Source organism: Halonotius aquaticus (assembly GCF_003605575.1).
Taxonomy (GTDB): Archaea; Halobacteriota; Halobacteria; order Halobacteriales; family Haloferacaceae; genus Halonotius; species Halonotius aquaticus.
In genome coordinates this window covers 126,743-139,657 of record NZ_QKNY01000007.1, presented here as the reverse complement: position 1 = coordinate 139,657, position 12,915 = coordinate 126,743, and the positions used below count along the sequence as shown (strand labels likewise).

At 63.4% G+C, this 12,915-nt stretch carries 13 protein-coding genes and 1 tRNA gene; 3 read left to right on the top strand and 11 right to left on the bottom strand.

All coding sequences use genetic code 11. The features are described from left to right. Window positions 1–62 precede the first annotated feature (62 nt). The 7 genes from DM826_RS05535 to DM826_RS05505 all read right to left on the bottom strand — a co-directional run bounded on the left by DM826_RS05535 (window position 63) and on the right by DM826_RS05505 (window position 5,667). Window positions 63–773: a competence/damage-inducible protein A gene (locus DM826_RS05535; protein WP_120102372.1), complete on the bottom strand. Its 711-nt coding sequence runs from the start codon at window positions 771–773 to the stop codon at window positions 63–65. Further along, window positions 770–1,519 (bottom strand): DUF5803 family protein, encoded by a 750-nt coding sequence (locus DM826_RS05530; RefSeq protein WP_120102370.1) that lies wholly within the window; start codon window positions 1,517–1,519, stop codon window positions 770–772. The genes DM826_RS05535 and DM826_RS05530 overlap by 4 nt, the downstream gene beginning before the upstream one ends. Before the next feature lies 1 nt (window position 1,520). After that, the gene (locus DM826_RS05525; RefSeq protein WP_120102368.1) at window positions 1,521–2,192 is read right to left on the bottom strand and encodes a DUF2110 family protein; all 672 of its coding nucleotides are present in this window, start codon (window positions 2,190–2,192) and stop codon (window positions 1,521–1,523) included. Then, window positions 2,193–2,726: a transcription factor gene (locus DM826_RS05520; protein WP_120102365.1), complete on the bottom strand. Its 534-nt coding sequence runs from the start codon at window positions 2,724–2,726 to the stop codon at window positions 2,193–2,195. It lies immediately after the preceding gene. Between the two features lie 64 nt (window positions 2,727–2,790). Continuing rightward, window positions 2,791–3,366, bottom strand: coding sequence for a tRNA (cytidine(56)-2'-O)-methyltransferase (locus DM826_RS05515; protein WP_120102363.1), 576 nt, complete (start codon window positions 3,364–3,366; stop codon window positions 2,791–2,793). Window positions 3,367–3,417: 51 nt separating this feature from the next. Then, window positions 3,418–5,196 (bottom strand): o-succinylbenzoate--CoA ligase, encoded by a 1,779-nt coding sequence (gene menE, locus DM826_RS05510; RefSeq protein ID WP_120102360.1) that lies wholly within the window; start codon window positions 5,194–5,196, stop codon window positions 3,418–3,420. A 39-nt stretch (window positions 5,197–5,235) separates the two neighbouring features. Beyond that, complete coding sequence (locus DM826_RS05505; RefSeq protein WP_120102358.1) at window positions 5,236–5,667, bottom strand: universal stress protein; 432 nt, start codon at window positions 5,665–5,667, stop codon at window positions 5,236–5,238. Between the two features lie 133 nt (window positions 5,668–5,800). Between DM826_RS05505 and DM826_RS05500 the strand changes: the two genes are divergently transcribed. Beyond that, complete coding sequence (locus tag DM826_RS05500; RefSeq protein WP_120102355.1) at window positions 5,801–7,267, top strand: DUF402 domain-containing protein; 1,467 nt, start codon at window positions 5,801–5,803, stop codon at window positions 7,265–7,267. Window positions 7,268–7,302: 35 nt separating this feature from the next. Here DM826_RS05500 and DM826_RS05495 read toward each other — a convergent pair whose 3' ends face one another. From DM826_RS05495 to DM826_RS05480, 4 genes are all read right to left on the bottom strand, one after another. Next, entirely contained in the window at window positions 7,303–7,629 is a 327-nt protein-coding gene (locus DM826_RS05495) for a NifU family protein (protein WP_120102352.1), read from the bottom strand. An 83-nt stretch (window positions 7,630–7,712) separates the two neighbouring features. Further along, a complete protein-coding gene (locus DM826_RS05490) occupies window positions 7,713–8,681 on the bottom strand; it encodes an ROK family protein (RefSeq protein ID WP_120102350.1) in 969 nt (322 codons plus the stop codon). Window positions 8,682–8,767: 86 nt separating this feature from the next. After that, window positions 8,768–9,151, bottom strand: coding sequence for a DUF5611 family protein (locus DM826_RS05485; protein ID WP_120102348.1), 384 nt, complete (start codon window positions 9,149–9,151; stop codon window positions 8,768–8,770). A 108-nt stretch (window positions 9,152–9,259) separates the two neighbouring features. Further along, on the bottom strand, window positions 9,260–10,099 hold the full coding sequence (locus DM826_RS05480; protein ID WP_120102346.1) for an NAD+ synthase: 840 nt from the start codon (window positions 10,097–10,099) through the stop codon (window positions 9,260–9,262). 212 nt (window positions 10,100–10,311) lie between these two features. On the opposite strand from DM826_RS05480, the gene DM826_RS05475 reads away from it, so the two are divergent. Continuing rightward, a tRNA-Gly gene (locus tag DM826_RS05475) sits at window positions 10,312–10,382 on the top strand. A gap of 139 nt (window positions 10,383–10,521) precedes the next feature. After that, on the top strand, window positions 10,522–12,894 hold the full coding sequence (locus DM826_RS05470; protein WP_120102343.1) for a sensor histidine kinase: 2,373 nt from the start codon (window positions 10,522–10,524) through the stop codon (window positions 12,892–12,894). Window positions 12,895–12,915 lie beyond the last annotated feature (21 nt).

Sequence of the window (12,915 nt, the reverse complement as noted above, 5' to 3'; positions counted from 1 at the left end):
TTGCGAGTATCGCCTTGACCCTCGGCTGGCTGGCACATCTTTTCCGGTCGTAGCCGTCCGGGCTACGGTTCCTCGCTGGTGTCGCTGTCGGCGACGGTCACCTGCTGGCCAAACCAGTCAGCCGCCGCCGTGACAGCCTCGAGGTCGCCGCCGCGGAACTTGACGCGAACGTGCTCACCCGGATAGCTGCCGACCTCGACAGCGAACCGCTGTTGTACCGTCTCAAGCCGGTCGAGCAGCGCGCTTTCGGGTTCGTCGGCGACGACCACCTCGGTGTAGATCGGCTCGCCGCTGAACTCCGCGGCAACGTGCTCAAACATCGCTTTCATCTCTGTGGGCACCCCCGGGAGCACGTAGATCGACTCGATGACCGCACCGGGGGCGACACCGGCTTCGTTGGGTAACATTCGCGCGCCAGCCGGCAGATCGGTGGTGCCTGCATCGAGTTCGTCGGCACTGTAGCCGCCCTCGCTGGTGAGCCATGCTTCCGCCTCAGGGTGGTGTTCAAGATCGCGGCCAACCGCCGCGGCGACCGCTTCCATCGTGCGATCGTCGTGAGTCGGCCCCAGCCCGCCGGTGACGATGACCGCGTCGGCGGCGGCCCGGTACTCGTTGACGACGGCGGCGATCACCTCGATCTGATCGGGAACGGTCGTGATTCGGGTGACAGTACAGCCGCGATCAGTCAACTCCGAGGCCAGCCACGTGCTGTTCGTATCGACGGTCTCGCCGGCCAGCAGTTCATCGCCGACCGTGACGATGGCGACGTTCATTGCTCGTCCTCGTCGTCAAGCCCCATCTCGACGCGTGTCTCGTGTAACCGGTCGATCTGCCGGCGGTAGTAGTAGAGCCCACCGACGGCGATCGCCGAGAGAATCCCGATGATGGCCCCGAAGATCGTGAGATCATTCTGCTTGTAGTACTGCACCAGGATCGAACTCGACTCCACGTTCTCCCAGGTTACGTGGACGCGGTTGTCAACCCGTTCGGTCGTCGCCCCCGCGGGGACGGTGTTGCTAAAGAGGAAGAAGTCCATCCGGCTGCCCTCCGGGAGCACAACCTCGTAGGAGCCCTCGATGTAGACGGGCAGCGTCAGCCGTCGGGGGGTTGCCCCCGCGGTAAACGCGAGTCGGCCGTCGGCGGGGGTGGTGACGTACACCTCATCCGGCGTCTGGTCGATCTCGCCGCGGGCCCGAAGTTCGGTGCCGGAGATGACGGTGCCGTTCGCATAGCGGAACCGAACGGCCGAGATATCGAGCGGCCCCTCTTGGCCGATGCTGGTCGGCTGATACAGCCGGAGTCGCTGGCCGGCCGAGACGTTGTAGACGGCTTGGAGTTCCGAACCGGTATCCAGCGTCAGGCTGACGTTGCGGTCAGTCTCCCAGTCGTAGGCGTCAGCCGGTTCGGCGTCGAGGACATCGTCGCTGATCTCGCCGCCATCGGTAACGTAATCGAGACAGCCGGCCGTGAGCGTGAGGGTGAGCACCGCGAGGACGGCAAGGCCGAGGCGTCGATTCATGTTAGTCGTCGCCGATCACAGCCCGGAGTTCCGCCGGGAGGTAGTCACCGATCGCCGCCAGCAGTCCTGGCGGATCGGTGCCCTCACCGCAGATGATTGACTGCTCTAACAGACCGAGACGTTCGACAGTGACGATATCTTGCGCGTGGCCGGCGCGGTTGACGGTTGCTCGTACCTCGCCGCGGGTCGCGCTGTTGACGTTGACGCGACCGGGGCCGCGCGGCCACTCGTAGAGGCGGTCGCGTTCATCGTCGGCGAGCCGCGAGGGATCGCCGTAGACGAATTCCATTGGGAGATGTTGAACCAGACCGAACCGCTCGCGGATCTGAGTGGGGGTTCCCTGACCGAGGCCGAGTTCGCTGGCCGGGATGTGGATCTGCTCGCCGGCGTCGAGGGTGATCCCATCGTCGTCCCAGGATTCGAGCGTGCCGGTGTAGGTTTCACCGACCTCGAAGTGGTCGGTAATCTCACCCCACTCCGCCCGCAAGGCGTTGCGGGCGGCGGTCGCGTCGTCGCCGGTGACCGTCACCGTGACGAACTCGTCGCTGCGGACGCCGATCTCGTAATCGACATGCAGGTCGCCGACAGTGTTGTCGAGCAGTGAGCCGAGGCTCTTCAGGGCTCGCTGGCGGGCGTCGCCCTCGACGTAGCATTTGGTAGCTAAGACGACCATTTAGTCGGCGTCCGCGTGGATGTCGACATTCAGTTCCTCACGGAGGGCCGCGCCGCGTTCCTCCATCGCCTCGACAAGCGCGTCGTTGTCCATCGATTCAAGCGGGGAGGCACACTCCGGACACTGGAACCCCTGATCCATCGCCTCGCCGAACTCAAAGCGGATCGAACAGACCTCACAGAGGTAGAACTCGTGGGTGCGCTCGTACTCCTCGCGTTCCTCGATTGCGGTCAGGAGGCGTTCCATCTCCTCTTCGAGATTTTCGGGGATATTGTCGTAGTGGAAGGTCCACAGATAGGTGAGCCAGCCGGAGTCCTCATCGCGGACGCGGCGGTAGGAAGCAAGGTCGTTCTCGTAGAGAATAAACAGCGCGCGGCGCACGTCGTTGAGTTCGAGATCGAGTTCCTCGGCGAGCTCCTCGTCGGTCACCTCACCCTCCGGCGGCGCGGCGGCGACCGGCATCCCTTCCGGGCCGACCAGCTCGTGGAGGTATTTTTGGATGACTGGATCGTTCAGTAACTCCTCAAAAGCCATTGGGGAATGATCGGCGGTGAACTCGGTTAAAAGCTCCGACTATCGAAGCCCGCCGGGATCGCGGCTACGACTCGCCGTCGGTGTCGGTCGCGTCAGGAGCCACGTCGTCGTCAGAAACGACCGTTTTGCCCGTCGCTTTCGGGATCACCGTGCGCTCGGCATCGGCCCACTCGGCGTCTAACTCTCGGCCCTCGAAGAACCGATCCAAAAACACCGCCAGCCCGGCGACCTCCGAGTGGGGCTGATTGGTCACCCCAACGTTCCAGTCGGCGTGTTCATAGAGATCGAAGGGGACTTTCTCGCCGCCGACAACGACGAGCAACGGGTCGGTGTCGACAGCCGCTCGGATCTCACCCTCAACATCCTGGATCGGCAGCCCGTACATCGTGAGATGAACAATCGGGCCATCCCAATTGCGGACGACCGCCGCCTGGCTGTCGGTTTGCTCGATCTCAAAGGGGCCACCGAAGCGGTCAGTGATGTCGGCGACGGTTTCGGCTCCCTGGGTGGCGTTGTCGGGGAAGATCACGCGATCCGCACCGAGGGCGCGGGCAGTCAACCCGACGTGTGTCGTCATCCGGTCGTCGCGGCCGGGGCGGTGTCCATACCGGAGCACGACGACCTCCTGTGAACCCTGCATGTCCCACCGCAGTCGGTGACCGCGGGTGTGGGTTTCGGTTTCTGCTGGCGGTTACTCGCCGTCGCTGTTGTCAGTAGCATCGTCGTCGACATCGGGTGCGGCGTCGTCGTCGGCACCGGATGCAGCATCGTCGTTGACAGCATCGGATTCGGCGTCAGGGATAGGCTCGGTGTCGGTTGGTGTCGTGGTCGGCTCCTCGGCTGGTGACATCGGCGACGGTGGCCGGCGATCGGCGATCCCTGGCTCGCCATCGTCGTCATCGTCGACAGCGGCCGCATCTACTGACTCGATCGGGGGTTCCGTCTCATCGGCGTCGTCCACATCAGTATCCGGTTCGGCTGCGACCGACGCATCCTCGATGGCTGCAGTCACGGCCTCGCGGACAGCCGGCCGATCAACCGATCCCGAGGCGGTTCGGGGAAGTTCGTCGGCAAAGACGCTCGTTTTCGGACATTTGAACCCTGCAAGATGTTCGCGGCAGTGGCTGTCGACGGCCTCGGCGGACAGGTCGTCGTCAGTGGATACGACAAGTGCGGTCACGCGTTCACCCCACTGCTCGTCGGGAACCCCGACGACCGCCGCCGCCTCGATCGCAGCGTGGTCGGTGAGCACAGCGACGATCGCACCGGGGTCGATCGTTTCGCCGCCGCTGGTGATCCGGTCGTCGATCCGGTTGACGACGAACAGTGAGCCGTCCTCGGTTCGGTAGCCGATATCGCCGGTGCGGAGCCCATACGGGCAGAATGCCTCGCCATCCTCGCCGTAGTAGCCGGGGGTCACCGTCGGCCCGCTAACAACGAGTTCGCCCGACTCGCCGGGCGCAACTGGCTCGTCGTTGTCACCGAGCACCGTCACCTCCGTCCACAGCAGCGGGCGGCCAACAGTCCCCGGTCGGTCGAAGGCGTCGGTTGGCCGAGCGGTCGCTACTTGGGAGGCGGTTTCGGTCATCCCGTAGGTCGGATGCACCGGCACCGAGTAGTTCTCACACCGCTGCAACAGCGCGTCATCGGCCGGCGCGCCGCCAAGGAGGACGACCCGCAGGGAATCCGAGAGCGTCCCGCGACGATCCAACATTTGCTTGAGCATTGTCGGAACCAACGACACCACCGTCACGTCGTAGCGATCGAGATCGTCGGCCGCCTGCCCGGGATCGAAGTCGGAGCGAACCACGACGGCCGTCCCGTACAGCGTCGACCGGAAGATCGGGGCGATCCCGCCGACGTGATACAGCGACAGCGTCAGCAGCCAGCGATCGGCCGGGTCGACGCCGAGCCGGAACGCCGAGGCGATCGCACTCGAAAGCAGATTCCCCATGGTTAACACGACCGGCTTTGGTCGACCGGTCGAACCGGAGGTAAAAACGATCAGCTGTGGCTCCTCGCGTTGCCACTCGACGGGCTCGATCGCCGCGGGCTCGACATCCTTGAATGATTTGACGGCCGCCCACTGTGGCTCATCGACCGAGGCGATCGGCACCTCCTCAACGGCCTCAACGGCAGCCGGTTCGGTGTCGATATCACAGACGACGAGCGTGAGCTCCAGTTGGTCGATTTGGGCGGCAAGCTCCTCGGCTGTCAACCGGTGGTTCAGCGGCACAAGTGTGACGCCCAGCCGCTGGGCCGCATGGAGGAGACAGACGCCAAGAAAGGTGCGCGGCAGCAGGGTACCCACCTGATCGCCGGCGTCGACCCCGAGGTTGGCCAGTCGGCCGGCGGTTTCGTCGACAGCGGCGTCAAGGCCGCTGTATGACCACCGGGTGTCGGTGTCAGCGTCGATCACCGCGAGATCATCGGGGGTTGCCGCCGCGCGGTGGGAGAGCCAGTCACGCATCACTGATCACCGATCGGCTAGCGGGGAACAGCCGCATCCTCAAGACTCCGCGGCTCGCACGGTCAACACCGGACACGGCCCGGCGCGGACGACGCGTTCGGTCACGCTTCCAAGCAGAAAGCGATCAAGGCCGGTGCGACCGTGGGTGCCCATGACGATGAGATCCGCATCGACAGCCTCGGCGTAATCGGTGATCTGCTCGTGTGGCGAGCCGATCGAAACCTCCGTGACGGTCTCAACACCGGCGTCGGCGGCGGTCTCGGCGATGGTTTCGGTTGCCTCCCCAGCACGCGTTTCCAGACTGTCGAGTACCTGCTCGGAGCTCACATCGAGTGAGGCGTACGCCGAGCTATCGACGACCGAGAGCGCGTGCAGCGTTGCCCCGGAGTTGGCGGCGAGATCGACGGCGTGATCGACAGCCGCGCCGGCTGGCTCGCTGCCATCGGTCGGAACAAGGATTGTGTCGTACATACCTCAATGTTCGCCACGCCGGGACATAATAACTTGGCCGTGGTGTCGCCCCGTGAGAACCGGGCAGGAACCAACAACATTTCAAACGGCGTCACGACCTACAAGCCAGGTATGCACACGTCCGGAGGCAGCGATGAGTGAGGCGACCGGAGACGACCTCCGCGTCCGGATTCGCGGGATCTACACGACAGCACTGACGAAGCTGGCGCTCGATGCCGGCTGGACGGTCGTCGACGCCTCGGCACCGATCGAACGTCGGTTTGACGCCGATTTCGAGGCCGGCGGTCACGATGTCGCCATCGAGACAACAGCCGACCGACAGGGCGTCGGCGTTGCCGGCGCGCCCGCGGCGGTTGAGACGCTAACCAGCCGCCTCGCCGACATCGGTATCGACACCTGCTGGTGGCGCGATCCGGCCCCGGTTGGCGCGGTCTTCGACGGGCAGGTCACCGATACAACAGGTCGTGGAGCGATCGTCGACCTTGGTTCCACCGAGGGCTATCTCCCCTTTGGGACGGTCGAAAACCACATCGACACCGGTGACACGGTTCGGGTACAGGTTCGGGAGTCGACACCACCGTGGGGCGACAGTCGCCGCCAACTTGGCGGCGGGATTCGGGTCTCGACTGATCTCGTGACCCTGCTTCCTGAGGACGGCTCACCGACCGTCGACAGCCATGACGACGCTGCCGCCCGCGAACTCCTCGGGATGGCCGAGTTGCTGGAGATCGACGCGCCCGAGGGCTGGCGGATTCAGTGGCAGCACGCCGCGACCGAGGCGTCGATGGACGAGCTACGGGCGGCACTGGAGACAGCGACCGCACAGGCCGAAACAGTCGCCGAGGAGCTGGCTGGCGACACTGGTGGCGATGCTGGAGGTGCAGATAGAAATGCTACACCGCAGGAAGTGTTCAGCCAGCGAGCCGGCACGTGGTGTTGGTTCGGCCGTGAGTCACGGTTTGCCCTCGATGGGATTCGCCGCGAGGTGACCGACACGATGGCCGGCCACCACCGGATCAAAGCCGGCAGCGACGGCGCGAGCGCGGCGGTCGACTTCGTCGAATCGCTCTGTTCGGCCGACGATATCGGCGACGCTGACGCCGAATTTCCCTTTGGGGTCGTCGCCGACAACTTCGGGCCAGCCGTCGGCGACGAGATTGACATCAACCATGGCAAACCCGACGGGCGGCTGTTTAGCCTCGGCTCTGGCACCGTGACCGAACGGGACGCCGACTCGATCACGCTCGTCCGCGAGCTTTCCGGCGGCGGCCGCTACGATGGGCTCGACGTGCCGCGATCCGACGGCGACACCGCGACGACAACGTTCCAAGAGGGCCGCTGGTGGTATCCGACCGTCTATCGCGACCGCGAGGACGATCTCATCGGCACCTATGTCAACGTCTGTACGCCGCTGGAATGTTTTCCGGACGGCGTTCGCTACATCGACCTCCATGTCGACGTGCTGAAATACCCTGATGGCACTGTCGAGCGCGTCGACGACGACGAACTCGACGGGGCTGTCGACGCGGGGGAGATTAGCAAGGAACTGGCTGAGAAAGCGAGAGCCGTTGCGACCGCGTTGGAAACATCGCTGTCGTAGCTATCTGGAGGAGTTGCTGGCGACCCGCAGAGGACTCAGAAGTGGCCGGCTGACTCGTTGGAGTACTGCACGTCGCCGCCGCGGCCGCCTTCGACTGTGTCGGCACCGGTGTCGCCGGTGGAGGGGACTTTGACCTGCACATCCTCGATCTCCTCGAACTCCATATACATATCGCGTTTGATGTTTTGGGCGGTGACATTCGAGATGCCACAGCCAGAGCAGGTGCCGCCGAGTTCAACGACGACCTGGCCGGTCTCGGGGTCGGCCTCTCGAACCATGCTTGTCCCCCCATGCATCTGGATGATCGGCATCTGTTTGACCATCCAGGTTTCAACGCGGGATTTGAGGCTCTCGTCGGACATAGCTTCGTCTATGGGCTCAATGTATGGGTAAGTTGCGGTTCCAGCAGTTCCAACACCGGCGAATAATCGTGAACGACTCCGGCTCAGAGCTTCGAGCGGTCGCCTGTCCCGCCGGTGAGCGCGCTTGCGACCGCGCCCTTGACAACGACATCGTCGCCGAGATCGGTGAGATTGACCTCGGGGATGTTCGTCATCACCATCTCATCGAGGCGGTCGCGGATAGGATCTAACACCAACTCGGGGTTGTTGAGCGCGACTGCGCCGCCGACGTTGATCACCAGCGGCGCGTAGGCGTGGATGATGTTGGCGACGCCCATCGCGTTCCAGTGACCAAGTTGGTCGATGACGTGATCGGCAAATTCGTCCTCGCCAGCGTGGTCAAAGAGCTCAGCCGCGGAAAAATCAGGGTCATCCAGCGGGAGAGCGGTCTCGATCGGATCCTCGGCGTGGAGGCGCTCGGCATAGCGAGGGATGTTGTTGCCTGAGCAGTAGGCTTCCCAGTGGCCGTCGTGGCCACAGCCACAGGTCATGAATCCCTGCGGGTCGAGTGTCATGTGTCCGACCTCGCCGGCGTTGCCGTCCCAGCCGGCGATGACGGTGCCGTCGACACAGACGCCCGCGCCGATCCCCGAAGAGATGGTGAGATACACCATATCATCGGGGTTGCGCTCGCTGTGGAATCGCTCGCCGATGACACCCGCGATCGTGTCATTGTGAAGATACACGTCGTCGGTCGCCAACAGTTTCGAGATCGGACCGGTGAGCGGAATGCGGTCGATCCGATCCGGGAGGTTTGCCGGGTTTTCGACGACGCCCGCGGCGAGATCAAGCGGCCCGATCGAGCCGATCCCGCAGGCGGTCGCGGTGCCGGGTGTGACGCCGGCTTGCCCGCAGGCCTCCCGGATCAACTCCAGAATCGCCTCGGTGACCGCGATGCCTGTTGGCCCGCGCGGCGTTTCGGTCATGGCACTCCCAAGGATAGTCGCCGAGCCGTCGGCGACAACAGCCCGGATATTCGTCGCCCCGAGGTCGACACCCACGTAGACGGCCATCACCTGACTTCGGGGAGCGACCGCACTTAATTAGGGTGTTTTTGCTCTGTGCGGGTCGGTCGCTGCCGCGTCACATCAAAGCGCGATCAGTAGTCAGGGGCGTCGTCTTCGACCTCTCGTTTCAGCGACTCACGCCGGGATTTCGCGTCACGGCCAGTCGCCTCAAGCAGGAACTCGTTTTTCAGCGAGACGGCCTCCTCGGCGGCGTCGGCCTCACCGGCAGCAATGACCTCCTCGGCCGGTCGCTCCTCGAAGTGGACGGCGATCTTGTCCTTCTTGCTGCTGTATTCGGCGGCCCCCGCGAGAATACGCTCGAAGACGGCGTTGTCTGGCTCCTCGACAACGTACAGTTCGTGGCCATTGTGCTCTTCGGTGCCGGCGACGGTGCCGAAGTACGATTCGATCGTTGCCTTGAGGTCGGGGATGCGATCATCGAGATGCTCCCCGCGGCGCATCTTGTACTCCTTCATTGCCCGCCGATTAGCAAGGGGATGGTTTACCGCTTTCGTCGTCGCTATCTACCAGCGCGTTGGGACGTTCGGTGCGTCAGCAGTCGTCATGGGGCGCCAACAGCGCGATTACTCCCCAAGCGGATCGGGGGCCGGCGGCATGGAACGCTTGTGTTTGCTGCCTTCGACGAGCGATTTGACACGCCGGATCTGGTCGTGATCGACGCCGTCGAGTGCGCGGAGCGTCGCCGCCGTCGACAGCGGGCCATCGATGTGGAGTGCAAGAATTGCGTCCACGGTGTCGTAATCGATCCCGAGTTCCTCCTCATCGGTCTGGCCGTCCCACATGCCGGCGGTTGGCGTCTGCGCGACGAGATCCGCGGGGACACCCAGGGAGTCAGCGAGCTGTCGCACCTGTTGTTTGTAGAGCCCGCCGATCGGATTACAGTCGACGGCCTGGTCGCCGTACTTCGTGAAGTAGCCGGTCATCGCCTCCGCGCGGTTGCCGGTGCCGAGGACAACCCGATCGTTGGCGTTGGCGACAAAATAGTTGAGTACGGCTCGCGTGCGAACGTAGACGTTGCCCATCGCCATCCGATCCTCGGTCGCGGTCGGCACAGCCTCAAAGACCTGCTCGGCGATCGGTTGGATCTCGATGACATCGTATTCGATACCCAACTCCTCGGCGACGCGCTCGGCGTCGCTCATGTTGTCTGGGTCGTTGACCTCACTGGGCATAACGAGTCCGTGGAGGCCATCAGTTCCGAGTGCTTCGACCGCGAGGTAGGCGGTTGTCGTCGAGTCGATCCCACCCGAGAGGCCGAGGGTCGCACCCTCGGCGTTGGCGTCGTCGACGGTATCTTCGATAAACGAGGTGAGCGTCTCGCTGACGGTGTCGAGTTCGGATGCCGAAAACCGGAGGTCGAGCGGCGCACTCTCGGACAAAACAGGGGCGGGAGTGGTAGACATATCAGACGTATTGGTCGGCATCGTCAAATAGGCTTGTACTACCCCCAGTTTGTGGACACGTGTGCTGCTGGCAATCGATTCCAGGAGAATTTCTGCCGAATGCAACGCAGCGACCGCCGAGATTGCGTTATTCTACACGCCGCTCGAAGGCGATCACAGAAGCGGTGAAAGAAGAGATTTATGAGTCGTCGCACAGTAGCGATGGAGCGAGCGCGCCGTTGGTCCAGTGGTAGGACAGAGCCTTCCCAAGGCTCTAGCCCGGGTTCAATTCCCGGACGGCGCATTGCTGTCGTGAGCGAGTTAAGACCGATGAGTGCGTAGTGCCGAGTGAGTCGGCATGACCAAGCGTTAAGATGTGGGGTTCGGATACACGACGTATGGACGCCGAGGGGAGATCCACCCCACCCGGCGCGTAACCCCGCATGGCTATCGAATCGTTGCTCCCCGAGTCAATCCGCTCGCGATACGCGCTGAAACTGCTTGGCGGCGCGCTACTCATCGGCCTGCTGATTACCGCGTTCAGTGCAACGACCGTCATCGACGTGACCGACAACGTCAGAGACGAGCAACTGTACTCGATGGAGACGAACGCGGAACTAGAGGCCAACGCCCTCGCCCAGTGGATCGAGGGCAACCAACAGACGATTCGAGCCCTCTCAAGTCACCGGGGACTCGACCCGGCGGCACCCGAGGAGACGGCGGCCGTCCTAGCGCGTGAACGCGAGGCGTTGTCGGCGGAGGTGGCAACGCTGTCGGTGGTCGAACGCAGCCCAGCGACGTTTTCGGAAGGCACCGACGAACAGATCCTTGCCAGCACGGAGCCGACCTACGTCGGCCGATCGCTGTCTGTGACCGATGTCAACTGGAAGCCGACGGTCGGCTTCAATTTCGACAGTACTGATGACGTGATCCTTTCGTGGGTGTACACCAACGAGGATGATGCGGCACTCGTCGCCGTCGCATCGCCAACACCCGACGGCGACCACGTCCTTGTCGGCGAGTACCGAACCGACATACAGGCCGAATCGTTTACCAGCGTCATCGACGGAACCAAAACGCAGGTGCTGGGTGGCTTTACCGCCTTTGTCCTGTTTGACGAAAACGAGACGAACGTCATCACCCCCTACGAGGGCGACCGCGCGAATACGACGATCGGGAACCGCATCCTCGATACCGACCCCGGTGCCGAATTAAACGGCTCTGTACTAACCGAAAACAGCGTTAAAGGCTACCACAGTGTTCCCGGCGAAGCTGTCGATTGGGTCGTTGTCAAGGAAGCCCCACGGCAGAACGCGCTTGCGGTCAGCGAGTCGATCCGTGGCGATCTGACGACGCTCGTCGGCATCACCCTGCTTGGATTTCTGCTGATCGGCGTGGTGATCCAACGCGGGCCGATCCGCTCGATCCAGCGGCTGGCGAGGCAGGCCGACACCATCGCCGACGGGGAATTGGCTGTCGAGATCGAAGACGAGGGCCGCGTTGATGAGATCGGTGATCTCCGGACAGCATTCCGCAACACGAAAGCCTACATCGAAACGATCGCCAGCCAAGCCGACGCCCTCTCCCGGCAGGCGTTCGACGACGACGCCTTCGAGGCGGCGATCCCCGGCCGGATCGGGACAGCGATGGCCGACATGCGCGGCGATCTCCGGCGGTTTATCGACGAACTGGAGACTGAACGCCAGCGATACTCCACGCTGGTCGAACAAAGCAAAGACGGGATCGCGGTCGTCCACGGCGAATCACTCGTCTTCGTCAACGATCGATTGGCCGACATCACCGGCTACAGCCGCGAAGAGTTGGTTGGCATGTCGTATGCCAATCTCGTTGTCGAGGAGGATCTCGCTGGGGCCCACGAGCAGGCCCAGCGCGTGCTCACCGATGCAAACCCGGCCGATCAGTACGTCCACGATATCGAAACGAAGACCGGCCAGCGACGCCGCATCGAAGCCACCGGCTCAAAGATCATCCACGACGGCGAACCGGCAGTGTTGATCAACGCTCGCGACATCACCGAGCGACAGCGTCGTGAGCAACGGCTGACGGTGTTTAACCGACTGCTCCGGCATAACTTCCGGAACCGGCTTGATGTGATCAAGGGCCACGCCGAGCGGCTGGCCGACCACACCGAGGGCGACCACGCCGAGGCAGTGTTGACCGCAGCCGATCGGCTGGCGACCCTCGGAAGTCGCGCCCGACGAATCGATCAGTTGGTGGCACGCGATCCCAATCCGACCACCGTTGATGTGGTCGCCGTCATCAACGAGTTGCTTGAGAGTGTAGACACCGAAGAGAATGAGACCACCATCGAAACTACGCTGCCAGCCACCGCGGAGCTCCGAACAGACGCCGAAACGCTCCGAACGACGCTGGTGAGTCCGCTGGAAAACGCGGTCAAGTACGCCGATTCGACGGTTCAGGTGTCGGTCACATCGACGCCGGCGGGGTGTCGTGTCGTCATCAGCGACGATGGCCCGGGCATCCCGGCGGCAGAACTCGACTCGCTTGCGGCCGGCACCGAAACCGACCTCCAGCACGGTCGGGGGCTGGGACTGTGGCAGCTCAAATGGGGTGTTGACGCGCTCAACGGCGACCTTGCCTTCGAGACCGACGCCGGAACGACCGTGCGGATCGAGCTACCGACACTCGGCGACAACAGCGACGAGCGTATCGCGGACGCTGACAGCGACAACAACGGGATCGACGACAGCGACCCAGCTGATGGAGTCGATGACGACAGCACGGACAGCAACAACGATACCGAGAACAACGACGACACTGATAGCGAAGCGTAGTCGTTCGACGGAGGGTACGCT

Excerpts from the sequence above, each read along its gene's own strand:
- DM826_RS05535 (WP_120102372.1), bottom strand. The coding sequence starts at position 773 with ATGAACGTCGCCATCGTCACGGTCGGCGATGAACTGCTGGCCGGCGAG.
- DM826_RS05530 (WP_120102370.1), bottom strand. The coding sequence starts at position 1,519 with ATGAATCGACGCCTCGGCCTTGCCGTCCTCGCGGTGCTCACCCTCACG.
- DM826_RS05525 (WP_120102368.1), bottom strand. The coding sequence starts at position 2,192 with ATGGTCGTCTTAGCTACCAAATGCTACGTCGAGGGCGACGCCCGCCAG.
- DM826_RS05520 (WP_120102365.1), bottom strand. The coding sequence starts at position 2,726 with ATGGCTTTTGAGGAGTTACTGAACGATCCAGTCATCCAAAAATACCTC.
- DM826_RS05515 (WP_120102363.1), bottom strand. The coding sequence starts at position 3,366 with ATGCAGGGTTCACAGGAGGTCGTCGTGCTCCGGTATGGACACCGCCCC.
- menE (WP_120102360.1), bottom strand. The coding sequence starts at position 5,196 with ATGCGTGACTGGCTCTCCCACCGCGCGGCGGCAACCCCCGATGATCTC.
- DM826_RS05505 (WP_120102358.1), bottom strand. The coding sequence starts at position 5,667 with ATGTACGACACAATCCTTGTTCCGACCGATGGCAGCGAGCCAGCCGGC.
- DM826_RS05500 (WP_120102355.1), top strand. The coding sequence starts at position 5,801 with ATGAGTGAGGCGACCGGAGACGACCTCCGCGTCCGGATTCGCGGGATC.
- DM826_RS05495 (WP_120102352.1), bottom strand. The coding sequence starts at position 7,629 with ATGTCCGACGAGAGCCTCAAATCCCGCGTTGAAACCTGGATGGTCAAA.
- DM826_RS05490 (WP_120102350.1), bottom strand. The coding sequence starts at position 8,681 with ATGGCCGTCTACGTGGGTGTCGACCTCGGGGCGACGAATATCCGGGCT.
- DM826_RS05485 (WP_120102348.1), bottom strand. The coding sequence starts at position 9,151 with ATGAAGGAGTACAAGATGCGCCGCGGGGAGCATCTCGATGATCGCATC.
- DM826_RS05480 (WP_120102346.1), bottom strand. The coding sequence starts at position 10,099 with ATGTCTACCACTCCCGCCCCTGTTTTGTCCGAGAGTGCGCCGCTCGAC.
- DM826_RS05470 (WP_120102343.1), top strand. The coding sequence starts at position 10,522 with ATGGCTATCGAATCGTTGCTCCCCGAGTCAATCCGCTCGCGATACGCG.